Source organism: Flavobacterium procerum (assembly GCF_042431625.1).
GTDB classification, from domain to species: Bacteria; Bacteroidota; Bacteroidia; order Flavobacteriales; family Flavobacteriaceae; genus Flavobacterium; species Flavobacterium procerum.
In genome coordinates this window covers 599,277-624,380 of record NZ_JBHLYW010000007.1, presented here as the reverse complement: position 1 = coordinate 624,380, position 25,104 = coordinate 599,277, and the positions used below count along the sequence as shown (strand labels likewise).

27 protein-coding genes are annotated in these 25,104 nt (G+C 33.5%); 13 read left to right on the top strand and 14 right to left on the bottom strand.

Features of this window, described 5'->3' with window-relative positions; all coding sequences use genetic code 11:
* Window positions 1–149 precede the first annotated feature (149 nt).
* Window positions 150–2,372, top strand: a complete 2,223-nt coding sequence (locus tag ACFFLS_RS08350; RefSeq protein WP_379686079.1) for an FUSC family protein — start codon at window positions 150–152, stop codon at window positions 2,370–2,372.
* 39 nt (window positions 2,373–2,411) lie between these two features.
* On the opposite strand, the gene ACFFLS_RS08345 is transcribed toward ACFFLS_RS08350, so the two are convergent.
* From ACFFLS_RS08345 to ACFFLS_RS08330, 4 genes are all read right to left on the bottom strand, one after another.
* On the bottom strand, window positions 2,412–3,905 hold the full coding sequence (locus tag ACFFLS_RS08345; protein ID WP_379686078.1) for a malate:quinone oxidoreductase: 1,494 nt from the start codon (window positions 3,903–3,905) through the stop codon (window positions 2,412–2,414).
* Between the two features lie 126 nt (window positions 3,906–4,031).
* A complete protein-coding gene (gene ruvX / locus ACFFLS_RS08340; protein ID WP_379686077.1) occupies window positions 4,032–4,445 on the bottom strand; it encodes a Holliday junction resolvase RuvX in 414 nt (137 codons plus the stop codon).
* A 312-nt stretch (window positions 4,446–4,757) separates the two neighbouring features.
* A complete protein-coding gene (locus tag ACFFLS_RS08335; protein ID WP_379686076.1) occupies window positions 4,758–5,003 on the bottom strand; it encodes a hypothetical protein in 246 nt (81 codons plus the stop codon).
* 146 nt (window positions 5,004–5,149) lie between these two features.
* Entirely contained in the window at window positions 5,150–5,779 is a 630-nt protein-coding gene (locus tag ACFFLS_RS08330; RefSeq protein ID WP_379686075.1) for a PAS domain-containing protein, read from the bottom strand.
* A gap of 263 nt (window positions 5,780–6,042) precedes the next feature.
* Here ACFFLS_RS08330 and ACFFLS_RS08325 point away from each other — a divergent pair, with 263 nt between their 5' ends.
* The gene (locus ACFFLS_RS08325) at window positions 6,043–6,858 is read left to right on the top strand and encodes a 2,3,4,5-tetrahydropyridine-2,6-dicarboxylate N-succinyltransferase (protein ID WP_379686074.1); all 816 of its coding nucleotides are present in this window, start codon (window positions 6,043–6,045) and stop codon (window positions 6,856–6,858) included.
* 89 nt (window positions 6,859–6,947) lie between these two features.
* Here ACFFLS_RS08325 and ACFFLS_RS08320 read toward each other — a convergent pair whose 3' ends face one another.
* On the bottom strand, window positions 6,948–7,694 hold the full coding sequence (locus ACFFLS_RS08320) for a glycosyltransferase family 2 protein (protein WP_379686073.1): 747 nt from the start codon (window positions 7,692–7,694) through the stop codon (window positions 6,948–6,950).
* Between the two features lie 128 nt (window positions 7,695–7,822).
* On the opposite strand from ACFFLS_RS08320, the gene ACFFLS_RS08315 reads away from it, so the two are divergent.
* Together ACFFLS_RS08315 and ACFFLS_RS08310 are read left to right on the top strand one after the other, a co-directional pair.
* A complete protein-coding gene (locus ACFFLS_RS08315; RefSeq protein ID WP_379686072.1) occupies window positions 7,823–8,887 on the top strand; it encodes a glycosyltransferase family 9 protein in 1,065 nt (354 codons plus the stop codon).
* Between the two features lie 16 nt (window positions 8,888–8,903).
* Window positions 8,904–9,677, top strand: coding sequence for a glycosyltransferase family 2 protein (locus ACFFLS_RS08310; RefSeq protein ID WP_379686071.1), 774 nt, complete (start codon window positions 8,904–8,906; stop codon window positions 9,675–9,677).
* Here the strand turns inward: ACFFLS_RS08310 and ACFFLS_RS08305 are convergent.
* Window positions 9,658–10,422 carry a Kdo domain containing protein gene (locus ACFFLS_RS08305; protein ID WP_379686070.1) on the bottom strand — a complete coding sequence of 255 codons (765 nt, stop codon included), beginning with the start codon at window positions 10,420–10,422 and terminating at the stop codon, window positions 9,658–9,660. The genes ACFFLS_RS08310 and ACFFLS_RS08305 overlap by 20 nt on opposite strands.
* 82 nt (window positions 10,423–10,504) lie before the next feature.
* Between ACFFLS_RS08305 and ACFFLS_RS08300 the strand changes: the two genes are divergently transcribed.
* Window positions 10,505–11,578 (top strand): glycosyltransferase family 4 protein, encoded by a 1,074-nt coding sequence (locus ACFFLS_RS08300; RefSeq protein WP_379686069.1) that lies wholly within the window; start codon window positions 10,505–10,507, stop codon window positions 11,576–11,578.
* A 70-nt stretch (window positions 11,579–11,648) separates the two neighbouring features.
* Here ACFFLS_RS08300 and ACFFLS_RS08295 read toward each other — a convergent pair whose 3' ends face one another.
* The 3 genes from ACFFLS_RS08295 to ACFFLS_RS08285 all read right to left on the bottom strand — a co-directional run bounded on the left by ACFFLS_RS08295 (window position 11,649) and on the right by ACFFLS_RS08285 (window position 14,649).
* Window positions 11,649–12,515: a hypothetical protein gene (locus tag ACFFLS_RS08295; RefSeq protein ID WP_379686068.1), complete on the bottom strand. Its 867-nt coding sequence runs from the start codon at window positions 12,513–12,515 to the stop codon at window positions 11,649–11,651.
* Between the two features lie 37 nt (window positions 12,516–12,552).
* Entirely contained in the window at window positions 12,553–13,374 is an 822-nt protein-coding gene (locus ACFFLS_RS08290; RefSeq protein ID WP_379686067.1) for a glycosyltransferase family 2 protein, read from the bottom strand.
* A 147-nt stretch (window positions 13,375–13,521) separates the two neighbouring features.
* Window positions 13,522–14,649 (bottom strand): glycosyltransferase family 4 protein, encoded by a 1,128-nt coding sequence (locus ACFFLS_RS08285; protein ID WP_379686066.1) that lies wholly within the window; start codon window positions 14,647–14,649, stop codon window positions 13,522–13,524.
* Between the two features lie 221 nt (window positions 14,650–14,870).
* Between ACFFLS_RS08285 and ACFFLS_RS08280 the strand changes: the two genes are divergently transcribed.
* Window positions 14,871–15,455 (top strand): L-threonylcarbamoyladenylate synthase, encoded by a 585-nt coding sequence (locus ACFFLS_RS08280; protein ID WP_379686065.1) that lies wholly within the window; start codon window positions 14,871–14,873, stop codon window positions 15,453–15,455.
* A 260-nt stretch (window positions 15,456–15,715) separates the two neighbouring features.
* On the opposite strand, the gene ACFFLS_RS08275 is transcribed toward ACFFLS_RS08280, so the two are convergent.
* Entirely contained in the window at window positions 15,716–16,840 is a 1,125-nt protein-coding gene (locus ACFFLS_RS08275) for a cysteine desulfurase family protein (protein WP_379686064.1), read from the bottom strand.
* 87 nt (window positions 16,841–16,927) lie between these two features.
* Between ACFFLS_RS08275 and ACFFLS_RS08270 the strand changes: the two genes are divergently transcribed.
* Window positions 16,928–17,905, top strand: coding sequence for a hypothetical protein (locus ACFFLS_RS08270; protein WP_379686063.1), 978 nt, complete (start codon window positions 16,928–16,930; stop codon window positions 17,903–17,905).
* Window positions 17,906–18,042: 137 nt separating this feature from the next.
* Here the strand turns inward: ACFFLS_RS08270 and ACFFLS_RS08265 are convergent, their stop codons facing one another.
* On the bottom strand, window positions 18,043–18,594 hold the full coding sequence (locus tag ACFFLS_RS08265; RefSeq protein ID WP_379686062.1) for a DUF8465 domain-containing protein: 552 nt from the start codon (window positions 18,592–18,594) through the stop codon (window positions 18,043–18,045).
* Window position 18,595: 1 nt separating this feature from the next.
* Window positions 18,596–18,769, bottom strand: a complete 174-nt coding sequence (locus ACFFLS_RS08260) for a hypothetical protein (protein ID WP_379686061.1) — start codon at window positions 18,767–18,769, stop codon at window positions 18,596–18,598.
* Between the two features lie 105 nt (window positions 18,770–18,874).
* Between ACFFLS_RS08260 and ACFFLS_RS08255 the strand changes: the two genes are divergently transcribed.
* Complete coding sequence (locus ACFFLS_RS08255) at window positions 18,875–19,156, top strand: DUF2752 domain-containing protein (protein ID WP_379686388.1); 282 nt, start codon at window positions 18,875–18,877, stop codon at window positions 19,154–19,156.
* Between the two features lie 59 nt (window positions 19,157–19,215).
* On the opposite strand, the gene ACFFLS_RS08250 is transcribed toward ACFFLS_RS08255, so the two are convergent.
* A complete protein-coding gene (locus tag ACFFLS_RS08250; RefSeq protein ID WP_379686060.1) occupies window positions 19,216–19,917 on the bottom strand; it encodes a DUF1003 domain-containing protein in 702 nt (233 codons plus the stop codon).
* 192 nt (window positions 19,918–20,109) lie between these two features.
* Between ACFFLS_RS08250 and ACFFLS_RS08245 the strand changes: the two genes are divergently transcribed.
* From ACFFLS_RS08245 to ACFFLS_RS08225, 5 genes are all read left to right on the top strand, one after another.
* Window positions 20,110–20,901: a serine O-acetyltransferase gene (locus tag ACFFLS_RS08245; RefSeq protein ID WP_379686059.1), complete on the top strand. Its 792-nt coding sequence runs from the start codon at window positions 20,110–20,112 to the stop codon at window positions 20,899–20,901.
* Window position 20,902: 1 nt separating this feature from the next.
* A complete protein-coding gene (cysM, locus tag ACFFLS_RS08240; RefSeq protein ID WP_379686058.1) occupies window positions 20,903–21,790 on the top strand; it encodes a cysteine synthase CysM in 888 nt (295 codons plus the stop codon).
* A gap of 101 nt (window positions 21,791–21,891) precedes the next feature.
* Window positions 21,892–22,878, top strand: a complete 987-nt coding sequence (locus tag ACFFLS_RS08235; RefSeq protein ID WP_379686057.1) for an aldo/keto reductase — start codon at window positions 21,892–21,894, stop codon at window positions 22,876–22,878.
* Between the two features lie 119 nt (window positions 22,879–22,997).
* Entirely contained in the window at window positions 22,998–23,396 is a 399-nt protein-coding gene (locus tag ACFFLS_RS08230) for a hypothetical protein (RefSeq protein ID WP_379686056.1), read from the top strand.
* Window positions 23,397–23,451: 55 nt separating this feature from the next.
* On the top strand, window positions 23,452–23,853 hold the full coding sequence (locus ACFFLS_RS08225) for a hypothetical protein (protein ID WP_379686055.1): 402 nt from the start codon (window positions 23,452–23,454) through the stop codon (window positions 23,851–23,853).
* Between the two features lie 77 nt (window positions 23,854–23,930).
* Here the strand turns inward: ACFFLS_RS08225 and ACFFLS_RS08220 are convergent, their stop codons facing one another.
* On the bottom strand, window positions 23,931–24,980 hold the full coding sequence (locus tag ACFFLS_RS08220; RefSeq protein ID WP_379686054.1) for a sensor histidine kinase: 1,050 nt from the start codon (window positions 24,978–24,980) through the stop codon (window positions 23,931–23,933).
* Window positions 24,981–25,104: the final 124 nt, after the last annotated feature.

Sequence of the window (25,104 nt, the reverse complement as noted above, 5' to 3'; positions counted from 1 at the left end):
AATTCAGCTGGCAAAAATAGTAAAAAATAGTCAATGAATAATTTTAAAGCCTTATTATCTCATATTTTTTCGAGACCGTTAAAAATCTCAGTCTTTATTATGCCAAAATCACTAGTACAATTCCTATCTTTGTTTGTAAACCTCCTCATATGTTTGACCGTATAACGAAATTTACTAACAGCACATCATTCCTAAATGCATCTAAAGTAACTATTGCTTCTGTTGTTCCTGTTTTAGTCTTAAATTTTCTTGGTCATTTCGAAATTGGTTTTACTATTGCACTAGGAGCTTTTTACACCTATCCTAGTGATGTTCCGAGCTCATTAAGCCACAAAATAAAAGGACTTATTGCTGCATCATTTATCGTTGCTGTCGTAAATTTATTGGTAAATCTCGTTTATCCATACCCTATTCTTTTTTATCCGTTTTTAGGTTTGTTGCTTTTTTTATGCTCAATGATTTCGGTTTATGGCCAGCGTGCGACCTTAATATCATTCTCAGCGTTATTGTCAATTTCTCTTTCGTTCGGGCATCTGCATACAGGAATGGAAGCTGTTGAATATTCGGCTTTTATTTTTATTGGTGGTATTTTGTACCTTATTGTCTCATTAGTTTTTCATTTTGTACAACCTTACAAATATGTAGAACTTCAAATTGCAGAAGGCATTAAGCTTACAGCGAAATACCTAAAACTGCGCGGTGATTTATGGAGTCCAGAAGCCAATCGTCGCGCCATTATAGAAAAACAATTAGCCATTCAGGTCGACTTGAATCTGATTCATGAAGATTTGCGTAAAATGCTTATCGGAAACCAAAATGCTTCTGCAACTACAAGTCAGAACAGAAAAATGCTTTTGGTTTTTATTACATTGGTCGAAATTCAAGAACTTGCTCTTTATACTTCTTTTGACCACAGCAAACTGCACGAAAAATTTGCTAGACATCCCGATGTTTTACGAACCTACCAAAATGTAGCTTACAAGCTAGCGTCTACACTCAAAAAGCTTTCTAAAAATGTACACAGCATTAGCAATTATGTCGACAAACAAGATTTAAAAAACGAACTTGATGCTTTAGAATTTGCCATTTTTGATTACGAAAAAACATCTGGAAAAGAAGAAGCCGCAGAAGGAGTTTTGATGCTGACAAACATGCTGAAATACGCCAAAAACCAAGTCGGCAAAATCAAAATCATTCAGCGTGCCCTTTCGCTTGCAATACAGTCTTACAAATTGAAAGATAAAGACAAAGAGCTCGAAAAATTCTTAACGCCTCAATATTACCCAATACGAACATTAATAGAAAACTTAAGTTATTCTTCTTCTATTTTCAGACATTCGATACGATTAACCATAACTATCTTAATTGGGTTAGCAATTGGAGGAGCATTAGACCTGCAAAACGAATACTGGATCCTCCTTACTATTGTAGTAATCATGCGTCCGGGTTACGGATTAACAAAAGAACGGTCATACAACAGGATTTTGGGCACAATCGCAGGAGGAATAATTGCTTTCGGAATTGTTTCTTTTATACAAAATCACATTGCTTTGAGCATTCTTTCTATTATTTGTATGATGCTCGGAATTGCGTTTACACAAATTAATTACAAAATAAGCGCAACTTTTGTAACAATGTACGTTGTGTTTATTTACGGAATATTAGTTCCGAATATTGTCGAAGTAATACAGTTTAGAATTGTAGATACACTTGCAGGAGCAACTCTAGCGTTTTTGGCTAATCAGTTTTTGTGGCCTGCTTGGGAGTTTATAAACACTCCTATTCATATCGAAAATTCTATTCGCGCCAATAGAAATTACTTAAAAGAGATTGCTGATTTTTACAATAAAAAAGGAGAAGTTCCGACCTCTTACAGATTGGCTAGAAAAAATGCTTTTGTCGAAATCGGCAATTTGATGACTTCCTTTCAGCGTATGATGCAGGAACCCAAATCAAAGCAAAAAACAATGCCTTTGGTTAACAAACTTGTGGTTTTAAACCATTCTCTTTTATCTGCTTTAGCATCGCTTTCAACCTATATTCAATCACATCAAACTACATCTGCCTCAGAATCTTTTAATTATATCATTAAAACAATTTTAGCCAATCTCGACCATTCTATTGCCGTTTTAAGAAATGAAACTATTTTAACGGATACGTTTTTTGAAAAAGAAGATGTGACTTTGCAATTTGAAGAATTAAAAAGAAAAAACTTCACGCGATTGGCAGAAGATGACGAACTTGATAAAGAAACCCGTCAGGCAAAAATGCAGGAAGCATCTATGGTTATTGAGCAATTAATCTGGATGAGCAATCTAGCTGAAAAAATCCTGAAAAACACAACCGACCTAAAAGCAACAAATCCAGATTAATTCATCTGGATTTGTTTTTCTAATACTATAAAAAGCAGTTTATTTTATTTTTAAAACTTCTGCTGTATGTTTTCTAAGCTCTGCTAAAAGCTCTGGCTTATTGTTTAAAGTTTGTCCGTAAGATGGAATCATATTTTTTAATTTCGCTTCCCATTCTGGCGTTTTAATCTGATTTGCAAAACATCTGCTAATCAAATCAACCATAATGGCTACAGCTGTAGACGCTCCTGGAGAAGCTCCTAATAAAACCGCTAGACTTCCGTCTTTAGTATTGATAACTTCTGTTCCGAACTCCAAAACTCCGCCTTCTTTTTCATCTTTTTTAATCACCTGAACACGTTGCCCGGCTTTTTCAAGTTTCCAGTCTTTAGAACGTGCTGTCGGCAGATATTCACGTAAAGCTTTCATCCTGTCTTTTGGAGATTGGCGAACCTGCTCTATTAAATATTTCGTAAGCGGAATATTGTGATATCCAGCGGCAAGCATCGGAATTAAATTGTTTGGTTTAATAGACAAAGGCAAGTCTAGATAGGAACCATTTTTTAAGAAACGAGTAGAAAATCCGGCAAAAGGCCCAAAAAGAAGCGCTTTTTCGCCATCAATTACACGTGTATCAATATGCGGAACAGACATTGGTGGCGCACCTACACTCGCTTTTCCGTACACTTTAGCCTGATGTTTTTCAATCACTTCAGGATTCGTGCACTTAAGCCATTGACCGCTTACAGGGAAACCTCCGTAACCATGTCCTTCAGGAACATTTGCTTTTTCTAAAAGTGGCAACGAACCTCCTCCTGCACCAATAAACACAAATTTTGTATAGGCTTTACGCACTTTTCCGGTAGATACATCAGTTATTTTAATTCTCCATGATTTATCCTCACGCTGCCTTAGTTTTTTAACTTCATGATTAAAAAATAAGGAAACGCCTTCTTGTTTTTCTAAGTAACTGAACATGCTTCTTGTTAAAGCGCCAAAATTGACATCAGTCCCCATTTCCATATGAGTCGCAGCAAGGTTTTCGCCCTCTTCGCGTCCTTCCATTACTAAAGGCATCCATTCTTTCAGTTGTTTAAAATCAGTACTGAAAGTCATGTCTGCAAAAATTGGATTGCTTTGAAGCGCTTCGAATCTTTTCTTTAGGTAAGCAACATTCTTATCACCCCATACAAAACTCATATGAGGAACACTTTTAATAAAATTTTCTGGAGATGGTACTTTATTCTGCTCTACCAAATAAGACCAAAACTGACGAGAAACCTCAAAAGATTCCGCAATACTTATCGCTTTTTTAGGATCTACGCTTCCATCTGCCTTTTCAGGAGTGTAATTCAATTCGCAAAAAGCAGAATGACCCGTTCCTGCATTATTCCAAGCATCAGAACTTTCTGCAGCAGCAACATCTAATCTTTCGTAAATTTCAATTTTTATATCAGGTTGTAATTCTTTCAAAATTACTCCAAGAGTGGCACTCATTATTCCAGCTCCTATAAGTACTACATCACTATTTGAACGTATGGTTTCGTCAGGCATAACAGTATTTTATTTTAAAATGCAAAGGTACTTTTTTAATTGCAAAAAAAAACTAATTTTTACATGATAAAAGTTAGGATTTTCTAAAAACCATTAAATTAAAAGCAAAAATAACGACGAAAGGCATTATTTTTTTGAAGAAAGATAATCTTGAAGCAGAATCGTGGCAGAAATTTCATCAATCAAGCCTTTATTTTGACGCTGTTTTTTGCTTAGGCCACTGTCAATCATGGTTTGAAATGCCATTTTTGATGTAAAACGTTCGTCTACGCGAATGACTTTCATATCGGGGAAAACATTAGAAAAATGCTTTACAAACCCATTAATTACCGAAGCACTCTCCGAAGGATTTCCGTTCATTTGTTTTGGCTCGCCAACTAAGACGGCTTCTACTTTTTCTTTACTAAAATAATCTTTTAAAAAATCGGTTAAAGTATGCGTCGCAATAGTAGTTAAACCCGAAGCGATTATCTGCATTTCGTCTGTCACAGCAATACCTGTGCGCTTTTGACCGTAATCTATAGAGAGGATTCTTGGCATTTTGTTTTATTGCAAAGATAGAATTGAATTTTTATAAATTTCAAAGAGATTCTTTATATTTTATAAAACCGAAAACGAATACGGTATTTAAGTCACAATCTACTTCATAAACACAGACATATCCTTTAAAAACATAGTCTCTAAAATTCTCTTCATTAAAGTATATGGATTTTTTAAAATTATACGGATTTTTTAAATCTTTTTTAATGTTCTTTAATAAATCTCTTTTAAATTTCCTTGCCGCCAATTGGCTTGTCTTTGGAAATATAATCTACCTGTTCATTTAAAGAAAATATAAAATCATCAACAAAACTAATCTTCATATTTAGAAATAGTCTTTTCTAAAATAACATCCACCTCTTCTAAAGTGTACAACTTAGCGCTTCCGCTTTTCATTCTCTTTATCGTTGCTTCTAATTTTCTTTTGTTCTGCTCAAAATTAGGATCCGAAAAACCTTCTTCTTCCACAATTTTCAATTCGTCAGAAGAAAAAGAGCTTAATAACTTTAAGATTTTTTCTTTTATTTCAGGCTGAAATTCTAATCTGATAGCTTCCATAATAAGTCATTTTACAAAACAAAGATACCATTTTTTTGAGTTTGATTTCAAGATTTTAAAACCCACAAAAAAATCCGTTCTGAGAAATCAAAACGGATTAATCCATATCCAATTATTAAAAAACTAAAAAAAATCACTCCAATTATCTATCTGCCAAACAGACGACCGAAGAACCCCCTTTGATCTTCGTGATCGTCTTCTTCAGCTTCAGAATAATTGGCAAATTTCTCCTGTGATCTCTGGTGCTCATAAATCAGCTCTTTGATGTATTCTACATAAGACCTGTTTTTTTCCTCCAGAAACCCAATAAGGTATTTTTCGCTGAATTCTACACCACTTGCGGCTTCAATCTGCAATAATTTTTTATACAACGGCTCTATATGCAAGGCAATTACTTCTTGCGGTACAGACTGTCTTCTGGCGAAATAATTAACAATAACATCATTTTCATCTCTTGCAATATCAAAATCGGTAATAACCCAATAGTACCTTCCCGATTTTGCACGATTTTTAACAATCGCGTGAAAATTTTTTCCATTCTTAAGATTCTCCCAAAGCACTTTAAAAATAACTTTCGGCATATCTGGATGACGAATAATATTGTGAGGCTGCCCCATCAATTCATAATCTTCATAACCGCAGACATCAACAAAAACTTCATTAGCATATTCTATAATACCGAATGCATTTGTTTTACTCATAATAACTTGTGTTTTATCCCAAGCTACTTCCTTATCAACTATTACTCTGTTGTTATTCTGATTTTCCTGATTCATGTTTAGACAGTGCTTATATATTTATTTCTGAATGGTTCTTTTTTTAACGAGGCAAAACTATTGACAATAAAAATCGTAAAATCTGACTTTTGTCATATTTTGATATAAAAAAAACTTCTAAGGGTATTTTTTAAAATTGATTTTTATAAACACTAATTTTTATTTATCAAATTCAACACAAAAAGTTAAATCTGTAACTTTTTAGCACTGTTTTGCTTTTTTGCATTCCTTCAAATAAGTTATCTTTGCCAAAAATTTAAACTATGAATTCTTTACAGACTATAATTGAACAAGCTTGGGAAAATAGAGCTTTATTACAAGAAACAACTACAACTGATGCTATTAGAGAGGTAATCGAATTGGTTGACGCAGGAAAATTACGCGTTGCTGAACCAATTGGAGACAAATGGCAAGTAAACGAATGGGTTAAGAAAGCTGTTGTTATGTATTTCCCAATACAAAAAATGGAAACATGGGAATCTGGTATTTTTGAATACCACGACAAAATGTTACTTAAAAGAAATTATGCTGAAAAAGGAATTCGTGTAGTACCAAATGCAGTTGCTCGTTACGGAGCTTACATTTCAAGCGGTGTAATCTTAATGCCAAGTTACGTAAACATTGGTGCTTATGTTGACGAAGGAACTATGGTTGATACATGGGCAACCGTTGGAAGCTGTGCGCAAATTGGTAAAAACGTACACTTAAGCGGTGGTGTTGGTATTGGTGGAGTTTTAGAACCTTTACAGGCTGCTCCAGTAATTATTGAAGATGGTGCTTTTATCGGATCTCGTTGTATTGTAGTTGAAGGCGTTCATGTTGGTAAAGAAGCAGTTCTTGGCGCTAACGTATGTCTTACTGCTTCAACTAAAATTATTGATGTTACAGGCGATGAGCCAGTAGAAATGAAAGGTTTTGTTCCTGCACGATCTGTTGTAATTCCAGGAAGCTATACTAAAAAGTTTGCTGCTGGAGAATTTCAGGTTCCATGCGCGTTAATTATTGGTACTCGTAAACCTTCTACAGATTTAAAAACTTCATTAAACAATGCACTTCGCGAATACGATGTTGCAGTATAATAAATAAGTTATATAATTTTCAATTAAAAAAATCCAAACTCCAATTGTCATGATTGGAATTTGGATTTTTATTTTGACAAAACTCTATTTTATTTCTGTTTCTGAAGTTTCAAAAGTTTTGCATATTTCATATAAGAAAAGAAAGCCTGAATCATCGCTATTGAAAGCCCGTCTATTCCGTTAAAAACACCTTTCTTAAAAAAATAACAGCGTACAAAAGCAACTGTACCGTTTAAAACCGGCTTAAAAGCATTTACTCTTTTTCCTTGATCAAACAATTGTTGAGCATGCCAACCTGAATACTGATTTTTTTTAGCAATAATCTGATCCAAAGAATCCCAGCCATAATGCAAAATATGAACGGCTACTTTTTTTTCATTCTGAGTAATGATTTTTTGATGCACTTTCGCCTCAGAAGGATGAGCCGTCTGTTTGTTGAAAAAACGAACTTTATGATCTGGATACCAACCCGAAAAATCAATCAGTTTATCTGCCAAAAAGTTTTTTACTCTAAAACTAAAAGCATCATAATTTCCTTCTAAATATTTTCCGTTAAGGATAAATTGCTCAGCATCTTTATCTAAAAATTCGTCGGCATCAAGATTTAAGATCCAATCGTTTTTACAATAAGGAAGACCATGCGTGCGCTGTGGCCCATCTCCTAAAAAAGCTTGCTCTACCACTATTGCGCCTTTTTCTTTCGCAATTTCAACTGTACGATCTTTACTAAAAGAATCTACAATAATTACTTCCTCACAAACTTTAAACAAAGCATCAATACATTTTCCAATGTTTTTTTCTTCATTGAAAGTAATAACCAGGCCGCTAATTTTCATTCTAAAATTAAATTTATTAATGACAAAAGTAAAACTTTTTTAATTAGTTCAATTGCATTCTGCAAATACTGCTGTGCTCTTTATAAAATAGTTTGTAATTTAGCCACTAAATTGAACCTTAAAAGTAAATGAGAATATTAGTAATTCAGCAAAAAAGAATTGGAGACGTATTAACCAGTACAATAATCTGTAACAACTTAAAAAATAAGTTTCCTGATTCGGTAATCGACTATATGTGTTATCCTAATTCTGTTGATGTACTAAAAGAAAATCCGAATATTGACAACATCATTCCGATGACCAATAAAATTAGGAAATCGACTTTGGGGTTCTTTAAATTTATTTTTGAGATTCGAAGAAGAAAATACGATGCCGTAATAGATGTGTACAGCAAATTAGGAACTAATTTAATCACGTTTTTTTCTGGTGCGAAATACAAAGTTTCTTACCATAAATGGTACTCTAATATTTTCTACAACTACAGTTATGAGCGCTTTGATGCCATAAAATCAGAACACGGCCTAGCAATTGAGAACAGATTGTTATTGCTTAAGCCTTTTTTCTCTGAAAAAATAACAAATGTAAAACCGAAAATCTTTTTGAAAGAATCTGAAATAACAGAGGCTAAAAATCTTTTGAAGAGCTACAATATTAGTCCTGAAAAACCATTGATCATGTTCGGAATTTTAGGAAGTGAACACTATAAAACCTATCCACCTGAGGGAATGGCAAAGATTATCGATTTTACAGTAGCCAAAACAAACGCAACTATTCTCTTCAACTATATTCCGAATCAAAAAGAACAAGCTCTTGAAGTATATAATCATTGTTCTGAAGAAACGAAAAAACATATTGTTTTCGATTTGTACGCAACCGATTTACGTCTGTTTTTAGCCGTACTTTCTCAATGCGAAATGTTGATAGGAAACGAAGGAGGCGCCGTAAATATGGCGAAAGCACTTGAAATTCCAACTTTTTCTATTTTTACACCTTCTGTTAGAAAAGAAACTTGGCAGCTTTTTGAAAATGAAGCAAAAAACGAATCGATTCACTTAAAAGACTTAAAACCAGAAATCTACGAACAACATACTGAGCAATATATCAAAGAACATACTTTTGAATATTATGCTGAGTATCCGTTGGAATTGATTTTGAAGAAATTGGAAACTTATTTTCAGGAATACAAAAACTGAAACAAGTCAAAAGCAAATGAATACCATTCAAAAGCAACAAATATCCGTATTAATAATTACGTTCAATGAAGAGCGTTTTATTAAAAATCTTATCGATGATATTGATTTTGCTGATGAAATAATTATAGTCGATTCTTTTAGTACTGACAGAACTGTAGAAATAATTGAGTCATTTGCGAATGTGAAATTAATCCAACATAAATTTACAGATTACACTTCGCAGCGAAATTTTGCTCTAGAACAAGCAAAAAACAATTGGATTTTGTTTATTGATGCCGATGAACGCATAACACCCGCGCTAAAATCGGAAATTGACGCTGTTGTAAATAGCGATAACAGCGCCAGTGCTTATTTAGTTTATCGCACATTTATGTTTAAAAATCGTAAACTGCATTTTAGCGGCTGGCAGACAGACAAGATTTTTAGGCTTTTTAAGAAAAATGACTGCTTTTACAGTAAAGACAGAATGGTACATGAAAAGCTGATTGTAAATGGAAATACAGCTATTCTAAAAAGCAAGCTCATTCATTATTCCTATTCAAATTATGAGGACTATAAACTGAAAATGTACAATTATGGCATTTTTAAGGCAAATGAAAAACTCAAGAAAAGGAACCATAAATCTGTTTTTCTTTTGTTTCTTCATCCGACATATACTTTTTTATACCAATTTATAATCCGATTCGGTTTTTTAGATGGTGCAAAAGGAATTACAATCTGCTATCTCAACGCCTACAGCGTGTATGCGCGTTATAAGGAAATGAATCGTATTATTTCTTCCAGAATTTAAGCTTCTTCTTTAAACGTTTTTTTCTGTAAAACTTCTCCTGAAAGTCTGCAGTTAACTGCCACATTCTGCTGAAAATTTCCGCCTCAGAGTGTTCTTTATAGAATTTCGAATATTCATTACTCATAACCTTAACCATCTCTTCATAAGGTGTTAAACGACTGAAATTTATCATACGTTGTTCAAAACTCATACTTTCGTGAAAAATCATTCTGTTTAAATCGACAAGAAAAAATTCGTAATCGCCAGCTGTTTTTTTAATTAAAGTATTTCCCGGAGAATGATCTAAAAATTCGACTCCTTTTTCATGAAGATCAAACGTAAATCTGGTAAACTGTCTTAGAATATTTTCTCTATCTGGATAGTCAGGAATTTCTACCAATTCTCTGTATGTCAGTTCGGTTATTAAATGTTCGCTCATATAATAACTGTCTCTTAATCCTAAAACATTAAAATTCTCAAGATAAGCAATTGGCTGAGGCGTTCCGATTCCTTTTTCTAATAAACTTACAGCGTATTCAAAAGAACGCTGGGCTTTTGATTTTCTAAAATAACGATATGCAATTTTATTGATCAGATTCGGAATCTTAAATGATTTTATGTTGATTGTTTTTCCTTCAAAATCAAATAGCTTTATTTTATTACGGTCACCATTGCCAAAAAGTTTACCAGAGGTATTAAAATTTTTGATAGTTTCAAGTATAGTTACCGAGTTATTTTCGAAAAGAGGATTTACCTTAAAGTTCATCAGTTGCTTTTTATAAACAACAAAAATACATATACGATTTAACACTTCAAATTATTATTGTATTTTCGTAAAAAAACAAAAAATGTCATCGAAGAGTATTTTTCTTGAAACACATAATATAAATAACAGAGCGGCTGGTTTGGGAACTTTTAATTATGAACTAATTAAAGGCTTATCTGCTTTGGACTTTAAAAATTATGAATTAACACTTAATACTTCTCATCCTGATCTTCTTAAAGAAGAATTTAAAGATAAATTTAAATATCACAGATACAGTACACTTTCAAGACATTCGTTGTTTAGAGTCAGAAAAAAATATGATTTATGGCATTCTGTAAATCAAAATACAAAAGTAGAGCCTTTTTACTGCAATAAATACTTACTCACCATTCATGATGTGCATTTTATTGACGAAGTTTCTCCAGACCCTAACCACAGGCTGAACAAGCTTTTTTGGGCCAAGCTTCAAAAATCGACTGCCATAACTTATATTTCAGAATTTGTAAAAACTGAAACACATAAATATTTCAATGTTCCCGATGTTCCCGAATATGTGATTTACAACGGTAATCCGGTTTCTACGCTTATAGACACTTCTCAATTTATACCAAATGTGCCTGTCGACAGACCTTTTTTCTATACAATCGGAGATTTTCTAGAAAGAAAAAATTACGAAGCTCTTGTTACTATGATGAAATTAATAGCAGACTTTAATCTTATTATTTCGGGAAATAACAATAAAAAGTACGGAGAAGAAATTAAAAACTTAATTAGCGAAAATGGACTATCAAATCGTGTTTTCCTTACCGGAAAAGTAAGCGATGAGGGAAAACAGTTTTTTATGAAAAACTGTACCGCTTTTCTTTTTCCGTCCATACGCGAAGGTTTTGGTCTTCCTCCGATAGAGGCCATGAGTTTTGGCAAACCTGTTTTTTTAGCCAATAGAACATCGCTTCCTGAAATTGGTGGCAATGCAGCAAATTACTGGGAGAACTTTGACCCTGAATACATGAAAAACATCCTATTTGAAGGACTTCATGACTATGAAATCAATAAAGCAGAGAGAGAAATCATAATCAAAAACAGGGCGGCATCTTTTGACTGGAAAAGATCAGCAGCAGAATACCTTGATGTTTATGAAAAAATACTTCGATAAAAAAAGCATTTATAATAAAAGAGGATAAATTTGAAATCTCAAGTCTATCCTCTTTTTGTTTTATAGCAGTTTATCTTTTAAATAAAAACTTGAACCATTGCCCGAAGTTTTTTCCCGCTAAATAAATTTTTGGAATGCGGAGCACTTTTGAACTGATTATAAATTCTTTAATCTCCTTTAGATCCGTGCTCGGAAAATAATTAAGTCTCTTCCATCTCTCCGGTTCAATATAATAAAAGTTATTTAACTCTTTATAATTGTTTTCATTAACCTTGATCCATTTATTTAAAAAATCTGGATTTACTTGGCGTTTATGCCCCCAATTTTCGAGCTTAAAACGCAATTCTTCCTCCGTTCTCGATAAAGATTCGTGCAGAATAATATTATCTGTATAAATTACTCGAGCCTTTGTTCGGCGTGCGCAGGTATAATTTGGATAGTTTGTAGCAAAAACAGCCTTCATAGGCTTATCAACATACAAAATTCCTTTTTCTGTATATTTGTATAAGATAATCCAAAAAGCAGCAATCTGTATTTTATTCTTTTCAGGATTATCCAGATAGTGATCAAATTTTCTTAGGTCGGCAATAAACTTTTCAAAATCATAAAAATATTCATCACTGTCTACTTGAATCAACCAATTACCAATTCCCATTTTTAGAGAAAGCAAATGGCGTTCACGAGAATCCATATCAATTTCAGTCATTGACGGAACATAGAAATTATCTCGATAAATTTCGATTTTGTTGTCAACGTCAAATTCTTTCAACCATTCAAAAAAGGTTGGGTCAACGTCAAATTTATTTCCTGACCAGGTTACTAAATTCTCATCAATAGCGATAAAAATCCTATCTGAGGCACTGTAAACAGGTGGTATTGACAATTTTAGTTTTTCATAATCATGTGAAAACAAAAAGCCTACATGGATTTTTTTCATATAATTTTTTATACTCTATATTCTGTTTTATGCAAAATTATTTTTGTACTCTTTTTGGCAAAAATAGTAATAATAAATTTATAAAAGCCTTCAATAACTTCCAGGCAATTTTATAATTTTTAATATGCTGAAATTGTAAAAAACGCTTTGAATTTAAAACGTCAACTTCTTTGTAATCGTCTACAATAGCAGGAAAATATTTTAGAAATGTTTGTCTTTTTTCCTGTTCGTACAGATCTTTAAATTTTGGATTAGAAGAAATTCCTGTAAAATCATATACCGCAATTGTATTCTTTAAATATTTATACGGAACATTTTGATGACAGATTGCATAAACAAAAAACTCCCAATCTGAAGCTATTTTATAATTTTCGTTGTAATAAAAATAATCATCAAAGAGTCTTCTTCTAATAAATGTCGACTGATGGTTTATAGAACTAGTGTAAAAGAAAGAAAAGCTTAGTTTTTCGGTGTATGTTTTTAATCTTTTAGAACTTCCTTTTTGCTTGTAATTATCACCGTAATAAATATCATAATCGGCAGTAAGGCTATTTGCGTTATCTTCTAGCACAGTATTGTTAGAAAAACAATCACCACCATTCATGAAAATGACAAACTCTGCAGACGAAGCTCTGATGCCTTTATTCATAGCATGAAAAACGCCATTATCTTTCTCACTGACCCAGTACGAGATTTTGTCTTTGTACTGTTCAATCAGTTCCCTGCTTCCATCTGTGCTGCCTCCATCAATAACAATAAATTCAAAATCTTTGTACGATTGATTGGCAACGCTTTCCAAAGTTTTCTTCAGACCGTCTTTGTCATTATAATTTACAGTTATTACAGTAATTTTTGGCATTGGCTTACTTTTTATTTTTTTCCAGATTTTTATTCTCAATTCTTTTATTCTATTGCAAGAACAAAAAACTACATTCTTATGCGGTTACTCTTTATTTTTTCATCTTTTAAAACTGCTAATTGCACACTCCAAAATTGCTTTTTTATTTTAAAATCCGGTTATTGCTTTTTTGTAAACATTTAAACATTCTTTTGCGGCATCTTCCCAATTGAATTTCTGAATTTGCTGTAATCCTTTCGTTGCATATTCATTTTGCAAGGCCGGATTCTGTAGCAGCTCGTTTATTTTTACAGTTAAATCTTTATTATCATTAATATCAAAATATACTCCCGCATCGCCAGCAACTTCTGGAAATGAACTGTGATTTCCCAACACCACAGGGCAGCCACAAGCCATGGATTCTAAAACCGGAATTCCGAAACCTTCATAAAGCGACGGAAAAACAAAACATTTTGCATTTTTATAAAAACTGCCAAGTGCCTCTTCATCAAAATCTTTTTGAATAATCTGATTTTCAAGATTAAGACTTTTGACAAACTCGATTTCGGTTTTGCTGAATTCTTTTCCTCCAGCACAAACCAAATGCAGTTCGGGATTTTGTTGTAAAATCTCTTTTAGAGCCTGAACCAAGAAATCAAAATTTTTGTAGTTTTCTCTTGAGCCTACATACAAAATATAGTTTTCAGGAAGATCATTTTTTATGTTCTCATTGATTTTTATAGAACTGCCGTGATAAACAACATCAATTTTTGACTCGTCTATATGCGGATAAAATTTTAGGATATCTTTTTTGGTATTTTCTGAAACTGCAATAATCCGTGTTGCTTTTTCAATTAAAAATAATTTCTTCTCCGCCATTTTGGATGCATCCGAAAAATACTGTGGCAAAAGTTCATGAATCATATCATAAACCGTTAAAACAAAAGGTTTATTCCTCAAATCTTCTAAAAAATAAGAATCGTAATAAGTAGGAACAAAAACATCAAAATCTTGCTTTAACAGAAGCTTTTTAGTTTCGGTTCTGTTTAGTTTTTTGATTTTTTTTCGAATGCTTAATCCAGCTTTTTCTAATAAATACAACCATAACGCAGCTACACTTTTTTTATTCTTATGCAGTATGCTTTCATTAAAGTAAACATTGTGCGTGTAACCTAATGGAATCTCTATCCTTATATCCTTTTGTTGGGATAAAACAGAAAATATCTCAGTATAATATCTAGAAATGCCTCCGTACTGCTGCATATCAAAAGCCTGCGAATCCAGTATGATTTTCATGTGTATTTTTTTGTTTCTGTTGAGTAAAACAAAGATAGTTTATTTCTGAAATGCTGCAACTTTAAGTGATTTTTTACCACATTTAAACATTTTATTAAGAATAATACAGGTCTAAAGCAACACGACATAAAATGATTTTAAACATAATAGAAAATCAGTAACAATTTTATAAAACTGATAAAAAATAATAACTTTGAAGTCTTTAAAATATACACTGCAAAATGACTGAAAATTCTAATTCTATATTAAATCAGGAAATCCTAAACGCTTACGAAGTCATAAAAGAAGGCGGCATTATACTGTATCCGACAGATACCGTTTGGGGAATTGGATGTGACGCGACGAATCCTGATGCAGTTGCTAAAATTTACAAATTGAAACAGCGTGCCGAAACACAAAGCATGATTGTTTTGATGAATGGAGAAAAAATGATGTATAACGTCTTTAAAAACATCCCTGAAGTGGCGTGGCAGATTTTGGACTTGTCTGAAAAACCAACAACTCTAATTTTAGACGATGCCAGAAATGTAGCGCACAACGTTATTTCTGCCGATAAATCTCTTGGTGTTCGATTGGTAAAAGAGCCTTTCTGCTATAAATTGATGGAAAGAATGAAAAAACCGCTCGTTTCTACTTCTGCAAATATTTCAGGACAGCCTACTCCAATGTCTTTCAAAGAAATTAGTCCAGAAATTATCAAAGGAGTCGATTATGTCGTTAAGCTAAATCAAGATGAAGTTGCCGGAAAACCATCCACTATCATTAAACTGACAAACGATTCTCAGGTAAAAATAATCCGAAAATAGAATTTTAGATTTTAGATTTTAGATTTTAGATTTTAGATTTTAGATTTTAGATTTTAGATTTTAGATTTTAGATTTTAGATTTTAGATTTTAGATTTTAGATTTTAGATTTTAGATTTTAGATTTTAGATTTTAGATTTTACCAAAAAAGTCCGAATCAAATTAAAATTTGATTCGGACTTTTTTACTAATTATCACTTTGAAACTTTGCATCTTTGTCACTTTGCATCTTTGTCACTTTGTATCTTTGCACCTGAGAAACTTACAAACTCTTCAAACTCTCAATCAGCCAATCAATATCTTCTTTTGTATTATAATGACTGAAAGAAATTCGGAGGTTTGGCAGTTTCAAATCGGATTCAGAAAGCATTTCTTTCAGTACATGCGAAGGCTTTATACTTCCTGACTGACAAGCACTTCCTCGCGAAACAGCGATTCCCTTCATATCAAGGCTAAATAAAAGCATAGACGTTTTATCTGAAGAAAACGGCAATATAACATTGATAATGTTGTAAAAATCATCTGGCTTTCCATTAATTCTGAAATCGGGAAAATGAATCTCCAATTGTTCGATAAGATATTTCTTTAAATCCGAAATATAATTTCTCTCTTCGTTTAGGTTTTCATATGAAATGGCCAAAGCTTTTGCCATTCCAGCTATTTGATGAACGGCTTCTGTTCCTGCACGAAGTCCTTTTTCTTGGTCTCCTCCAAAAAACAAAGGCTGCAGGCCAGAATTTTTTCGGATAAATGCAAAACCGACTCCTTTTGGACCATGAAACTTGTGTGCACTTGCGGTTATAAAATCGACTGGGGTATTCTGCAAATCAATTTCTGTCTTACCAACAGATTGTACGGTATCTGAAAGAAACAAAGCACTATACTGTCCACAGATTGTACTCACACGTCCGAGATCCAAAACTGCGCCTGTTTCGTTATTCACGTGCATCAGGCTTACCAAGGTCTTTTTAGCATCAGACAAAAGGTTCGATAAATGTGTAAGGTCAAGACTTCCGTCTGTATTTACATTTACATATTCAACTTCAATATTATATTCTTCCTGTAAAACCCAAACCGTGTGCAGTACAGCATGATGTTCAATTCTAGAGGTAATAATGCGCTCCACTTTAAGATCTTCAACAGCCGAACGCAGAATCCAGTTATCAGCTTCGGTGCCACCAGACGTAAAAAGAATTTCTTGTGCTGTACAATTAAAATGCTTTGCAATGCTCTTTCTAGAAAGCTCTAAAATAGTTCTGGCATTACGTCCAAAACTATGCGTAGAAGAAGGATTTCCAAAATCCTCAGCCATTATTTTTGTCATTTCCTGAATAACTTCAGGTCGAATGGCTGTTGTAGAAGCGTTGTCGAGATATACTTTTTTCATTGCTGCAAAGTTAAGAAATATCAATTGTGAAAACTTAAATATCATTTGGCAATTTTTTCACTATTTTTGACACAAATTAAAATTACGATGAAAAAATTTACATACCTCCTGTTGTTTGCTCTTATGTTAAATGGCTGTGATGATGGAGACCTTACTGTTGACCGAATAGATTTTGAAAGTGCCAATCCTCAAAATTGTACGTTGAACGAAAATTTAATCTATAAACTAAAAGATCAAGAAGCGCTCTTATTGCAACTAGTAGAAAATGCCGGAATTATAGAAGATGATAGCACATATACCTATAATATTGATCCAGGAGGAAAAGGAAATTACCGCGTAGTGTACAGAGCTTATGACGGAACTGTTGCTACCGACAACATCTGTGGTACGATTCCGCCAAGCACGCCAAAAGTTTCAGAAGAATGGCTAGCTACCTCTGGGGTAATCAATATAACCTCAAAACAAAAAACTTCTGCAATTGCAACAGACGGAAGCACCAAAATTGAAGGTTACAACCACAGCATCAATTTTACAAATATTCAATTTCTGCTTCCTTCAGGAAAAACGCAGACATATGAAACCTATCCGTTTGGAAACCTTACAAGCACATTGTCGATACCTGCAAGTTTAGTATTTGCTACTCCTCAAACTGCCTATAAATGTCCCAATCTAGACCGCGTTTATAATTATACGGCTTCCTTTTTTATAATGATTGACAATATTGAGCCAGATTTGCTTAAAAATGAAGTTACGCCTTTAGACAGCCCAAGAAGAAGACCTGTGGGAACTACAACCAATAGAGTTGTTTATCGTACAATCAAACAAGATACAGGATCATTTACCAGTTCTTATTTCTGTGGCGGTGCGACGTTCCCGACTCTGCCTGGAATTGATTTGGATTTTACCGCAGAAATTGGCGTAGATGGCATGATCGAAGTAGCAACAGAAGAAGTTGCCGGCGTATTTTACCACACTATTATATTGAAAGCTGTTAAAATGAAAAAAGGAAACAGTTCGTTTTCACTTCCGTCGACTTTCCTTCTTGGAAAATTTTCTCCTTCATAAAAAGAAAGAGTCTACAGACTTTTATATTCTCACAAAAAAACATCCGTTTTTTCAGACTGGTTTTAACTTCAAACCTTTCTCAAAAAACGGATGTTTTTTATTTCTTAAAACTCCTTCTTACAGTGACTGAAAAAACTTTATTTATTATTTTGCCTGAAATAAACTTCGGTTGCACCTAAACCATATTTTTGATAATTGGCATCTTGAAAATCGATTCCATCGTATCTGCCTAACAAAAAATCCAGTTCGGCTTTTAAAACTCCTTCGCCGACTCCATGAATAAAAACAATTTTAGGAATTCGATTTCGAATTGCAAATTCGATGTGTCTTTTGGCAGTTTCAGTCTGTAATGTCAAAATATCGAAATTAGACATCCCACGTTTATTTGGTACCAATTTTTCAATATGCAAATCGAATTCTGGAACGCCCACATCTCTTTTCTCCTTTCGTTCTTTCACAAAACTTCTCGGTTTTGGCTCTATTTTATCTTTTGAAGCTTCATTTAAATCAACTCTTTTAATAGAATTCATTAAATCACTGGTTTCTTGAATCTTAATTAATTCATTGACAAAAAATGTCATCATAAAACCGTCATCCGTTTCTATCAAAATCTCTTTATTTTTAACCGAAACCACAGTTCCGTTTATGGCCTCATCAAGTACCGAGACCTTATCTCCTTTTACCAACATCCTACTCTTCTTTATTTTGATTTTTACTTGGCGTTTTTGCGCTGAGCTGCATCATTCCATACATGAAAACCACAATGGCGATAATCATAATATAGATATTTTTTTCTTCTGAAACCTGTTCGTACAATGCCACAGAAATTGCCAGAATCATTATTAAAATTTTAAAAGCTTTCATAAATTCCAAAGTTTAAAAATCAAAAATATAAAACTTTAAAATAGCAATACAGCCTTAAAAACCGATTCTCGTTTTTTTTTGCTAAAATTGCAGAAAAGAACCGTGATGAATTTCGAGAAATACATGATTCCCTGCCTGTTCAAAAAACTGTTCGGTTTTGAGTGTTTAGGCTGTGGTTTTCAGCGATCGGTTTTCTTACTTTTTAAAGGAGATTTTTTGGGTGCTTTTAAGATGTATCCGGCAATCTTTACTTCTTTATTTTTTTTAACATTCGCCGCATTTCATTTTTTTGACAAATCTAAAAAACATCAAAAACTATTCTGGCAGGTCGCTTTTGTAAATCTAGCTTTTATGATTGGCGGTTACGTTTACAAACACTTCATTTAACAATTGGCTTTATTTTTCTCCCGCAGATTTTTAAAGTTATTGCATTTAATATGCTCTAATTATTTCTTGATTTGGTTCAGAATATCATTCATCATTTCAATCTGCACTTTCTGAATTTCGATTAATTCTTGTTGCTGATGCATAATCAAATGATCGATTTTGTCGTGTATCATTCTGATTTCCAATTCTGATTTCAAGTTAATCATATAATCTTTTTTGGCGCGATTTCGATCTTTTTCTTCCTGACGATTTTGGCTCATCATGATAACCGGAGCTTGCAGCGCTGCAATACAGGACAAAATCAGATTTAAGAGAATAAAAGGATACGGATCGAAACCTTTATTGATAAAAATAAAGACATTTGATAAAATCCAAATAGTGATGAAAACTATAAACGAAATGATAAAGGTCCAGCTTCCTCCAAAATCGGCCACTTTATCGGCTACTCTTTGTCCAAAATTCCGAATATCATCTTCATCTTCTGCAATCGTCACTATCGATTTGTCATCTTTTAAAGATGAAATAACATTTTTTTCGAGATTAGAAAGTGCTCCAATTTCCATTGAAAGATAATTGGATATATATTTCTGGCGGTAAACATTCAGTTCATTTACGGCAATACAGTCTTCTTCTTTAAAGTCGGGAAAATCTTCCTTAATCAATCCTAAAATTGGATCGTGAATTGTGTTGCCATAGATTTTTTCACTTACAGCAAAATGTTGTCCCGAAATAGCACTTTTAAAAGTTGGATTGTTTTTCATTTTAATCTAATTTACAAGCTAATTTAAACAAATAATAGCTTAAAAATCGATAAAAAATACTGTTCTTTCGAAATCGTTTTTTTATCACAAATCAGCATTTTTACAAAAAATTTCTTTCGTTAATTCGTGCTTATATTTCCAAAAAACACCTTACTTTTAACGTTTCAAAATTATTCATTCATTTTTACCATTGTGACAAAAGACACTATCATACAAAATATCAAGGCTTTAAAAAGCTATTCTCATATAAATTACGGCATTAAAACCAAAACAGAAGATTTTACAGAAAAGCTTTTTTATACCCTGTTTGATTCAAATGCAGATTTAGAAGACAGTATAGACGAACTGGAAATCTGTTTTAAGGAAATCGCTGTGTTGGCCTGCAAAAAACCTCAGAATTTATGCGAATCTATCTGGGATCGCTTTTTAGAAAAACTTCCAGGAGTTTTAGAAAAATTGAATCAGGATGCAGCATACATTTTAGAAAACGATCCTGCTTCAAACAGCATAGACGAGGTATATCTTGGTTATCCTGGATTTTATGCCATTGCCATTTACAGACTCAGCCACGAACTGTATCTTTTGGATTTGCTTTTATTTTCAAGGTTAATGAGCGAATACGCACATAGAATCACTGGAACAGACATTCACGCAGGTGCAGATATTGCATCACCCTTTTTTATTGACCACGCAACCGGAATCGTGATTGGAGAAACTACTGTAATAAAAAAACATGTAAAGATTTATCAGGGAGTTACTCTGGGAGCTTTGAGTGTGAGCAAAGAAATGAAAAATGCCAAAAGACATCCAACTGTTGAAGCCAATGTTTGCATTTATGCAAATGCCACAATACTTGGCGGAGAGACTGTTATTGGCAAAAACAGCATTATTGGGGGAAATTCGTGGGTTACAAAATCAATACCTTCTGATTCTATTGTACTCAACACCACCACAACCGAAGTTAAAATAAAAGAAAAAAAATAAAATGAAACCACAGAAATTAGTAAACCTGATTGGAAATACTCCATTAATGGAAACAGTCAATCTGGTTCAAAATAAAAATGTAAAACTTTTACTGAAACTTGAAGGAAATAATCCAGGAGGTAGTGTAAAAGACCGTGCAGCCTACAATATGATTGCGGCAGCGCTTGAAAGAGGTGATATTAAAAAAGGAGATAAATTAATTGAAGCAACGAGCGGGAATACCGGAATTGCACTAGCAATGATTGCACAATTGTTTGGAATAGAAATCGAACTGGTTCTGCCAGAAGATTCTACAAAAGAAAGAACACAAACCATGCGTGCTTATGGCGCGACAGTAATTTTGACTCCTGCAGCAGAAGGAATTATTGGGTCTAGAGATTATGCTGATAAAAAAGTAGCTCAAGGCGGCTATCTAATGCTGAATCAGTTTGCGAATGACGATAATTGGAAAGCACATTACAAAACAACTGGCCCAGAAATCTGGAACGATACGGAAGGAACTGTAACCCATTTTGTTTCGGCCATGGGAACTACAGGAACAATTATTGGCACTTCGACTTATTTGAAAGAAAAAAATCCGAACGTGCAGATTGTCGGAGCACAGCCAAGCGACGGTTCTCAGATTCCAGGAATCCGTAAATGGCCTCAGGAATATCTTCCAAAAATATTTGATGCTTCAAAAGTAGATACCGTTATAGATATCAGCGAAGAAGAAGCACGCGAAATGACCAAAAGATTAGCTCTTGAAGAAGGCGTTTTTGCCGGAATGAGCAGCGGAGGATCTGTTGCTGTTGCAGTAAAAATTGCAGAACAATTAGAATCAGGAGTTATAGTAGCCGTAATCTGCGACCGAGGCGATCGCTATTTGTCTTCGGATTTATTTGACTAAAAAGGGACAAAGCGACATAGGCTCAAAGGGACAAAGCCTCTAAACTTTCCCTAAAAAACTTTGTCTCTTTGAACCTCTGAACCTTTGTAACTAAAAAAGAAATGAACTACAGAAAACTAGGAAAAACAAATTTTAATATCTCTGAAATCTCACTTGGGACTTGGCAGGTCGGTGGGAAATGGGGATCGGGTTTTGATGATAAAACGGCTGATGAACTTTTGAATACCGCGATTGATAATGGCGTCAATTTTATTGATACTGCCGATGTTTACGAAAATGGATTGAGCGAAACCGCAGTTGGAAGAGTCGTTCGTTCTCGTTCTGAACGTATTTTTGTTGCCACTAAATGCGGGAGACAGATCAATCCTCACGTGAATGAAGGCTATACGCCAAAAGTGCTTCAGAAATTTGTTGAAGACAGTTTGAAAAGAACTGGTCTAGAAACTTTAGACCTGATTCAACTGCACTGTCCTCCTACAGAAGTATATTATCGTCCTGAAATTTTTGAACTTTTTGACAAATTAAAAGATCAAGGAAAAATTCAGAATCTGGGTGTAAGTGTCGAAAAAGTCGAAGAAGCCTTAAAAGCTATCGAATATCCTAATGTAACCACAGTTCAGATTATTTTTAATTTATTTCGTCAGCGTCCTTCTGAATTATTTTTCTCAGAAGCAAAAAAGAAAGACATTGGCATCATAGCGCGTGTTCCTCTTGCAAGCGGACTTTTGACAGGCAAATTTGACTCAAAAACAACATTTGAAACTCAAGACCATAGAAACTTTAATCGAAACGGAGAAGCCTTTGACAAAGGCGAAACTTTCTCTGGAATTGATTACGAATTAGGCTTACAAGCTGTTGAAGCTTTAAAAGCATTATTTCCTGAAACAGAAAACTTAGCTCCAATTGCACTACAGTGGATTTTAAGTTTTGATGAAATCAGTTGCATTATCCCAGGGGCTTCAAAAAACAATCATGTTTTATCAAATCTATCGGTTTACGATAGCCCTCAGCTAACTTCAGAGCAGATTTCAGAAATGAATAAAATTTACGAAAAGCTCATAAAACCGGCTGTTCATCAGCTTTGGTAATCTTTTTTTAAAAGCTTCTCAACTACTAAAATAGTAGGTTTTGAAGCTTTTTTTATTTTCTTACGCAACCAATTGCGAATCAGCACATCTATAATATAACTAACCATTAAATCATAACCATGAGAATACTAGGTATTATATTATCAGGTGTATTTTTCATTATTGCTTCGTGCAGTAATGACCGTGAAACTACACAAGAAGAAGATCTTGCACAACTCAACAAAATGCACCAAGAACTGCGAGATCTTTCGCAGATAGACAACTACAGCTGTAGTGACCCCACAGAATGGAAATACGTAAAATTAGGAGATATCTGTGGTGGCGAAGAAAACATCATTTATTCTAAAAAAATAAATACTGCAACCTTTTTGGAAAAAGTAGACCGTTACAAAAGACATTTTGAAAGATATAAAAAGAAATGGGGGTTTATGTGTGGTAATTATTTGATTTATTGGGGTCCTCCATCGGGTATTGAATGCTACGAGAACAAACCTCGATTTGTATACAATAAACCATAACTCTGTGAGTAAATTTCTACTGTTTAATCTTTTTAACAACTAACCTTCATAAACCATGAAAAAACTAAGTATTATAGTATTTACAATCTTAATGACTTTTACTTCTTGCAGCAATGACGATGACACAACACAAGAAGAAGATACAGCTAAATTATCTAAAATGCATGCCGAATTGGTTACTCTTTCAGGCCAAGAAACACATACCTGCACCAATCCTGACGAATGGGCTTATACTTCCATAGTTACGACCTGTGGAGGACAATTTATGTTGTATTCAAAAAAGGCTAATACTGAACTTTTTCTAAAAAAAGTAGAACAGTACAACAAATCATCTCAAGCTTATGTAGAAAAATGGAAAGTCTATTGTGCATTTTTCTCTGTACTTCCTGCAGAACCAGTCGGAATAGGATGCGTGGAAGGCAAAGCAAGAATCCTCTATCATCAGGCACTACATTAATCAAATTCTGAATGTCTATAAATAAAAATGGTTGTAATTTTAATTACAACCATTTTTTAGTTTTCTAATACAATATCTTAAATATCAAATTCAATTTTAAACTCAGCTCCCTTATTTTTTCCTTCGCTTGAAGCGCTTAAGCGACCTTTATTTCTTTCGATTATTTTTTTGCAGAGATACAATCCAATTCCGGTTGAAGTTTCATTGGCAGTACCCAAACGGCTCATTTTCGTGAATTTTTTAAACAATTCGTCAATTTGATTTTTATCAAAACCAATACCTGCATCTGTCACGGTTATAATCAGACACGAATCTTCAATACAAATCTTCACTTTTATTTCGCTGTCAAAATAAGAAAACTTAACTGCATTGCTTATCAAATTGACCAAAACCTGAACCAGCAGTCCTTCGTCTATTTTAAGAAGAGCTTCTTGAGCTTCAACAATTATACTCAGCTTAATGTTTTTGTCTAAAAGACGCTGTTCTACCTGCTCGTTTATGAATGGAAGAATACCAGCAAAAGCAATTATCCTTGACTCAACATTAACTTTTGCAACCTGATCTTGTTCGTTCAGAAGTTTAATGAAATTTTCGATATATCTAAACTGAAGATCTGTAGATTCGCAAATCAGCTCAGCAAGATTTCGTATAGACTCGGGAGGATTTTCGCTTATAATTAATTTAGCAAGCCCATTTGGATTTCCTGCAAAATTTTTCAAATCATGCGAAAGCATATAAATCAAATCCTGCTTTTCGTTGATAAAACTTTCTGCTTCAAAAATAGATTCCTGAATATTGCATAAAAGGAGTCCGGCCTCGTCTGTATATTCTGTTGGAAGCACAGATAATTTTCGGGAATTTCGGTAATCGTCTAAAGCTTTTGAGGCGGTCTGAATAGGCTTTATCAAACGATTTAAAACCAAAAGCGTGATTGCCGTAGCAAGAAGTGTCATTATCAGCGAAAACACCAAAATAGAAGCTGGCGAAATACTGTGCTTAAAATACAATACAAAGAATAAAATTCCGATTAGGGGAATATGAATACCTATAAATGCTACAAAAAGGAATTTGAAAGCGTAACTTTTTTTTAAAAAGCCGATTTGTGAAAGTTTATGATACAACTTCATATAAGTACATCAATAGCAGGTTAAAATTGTAACTTTTTGGATTTATTACAAAACAAAGGTAACTTATAAAGTTAATTAAACTACTATTTTGAATAATTTCTAAAATATTTTAAAAATAAAATTT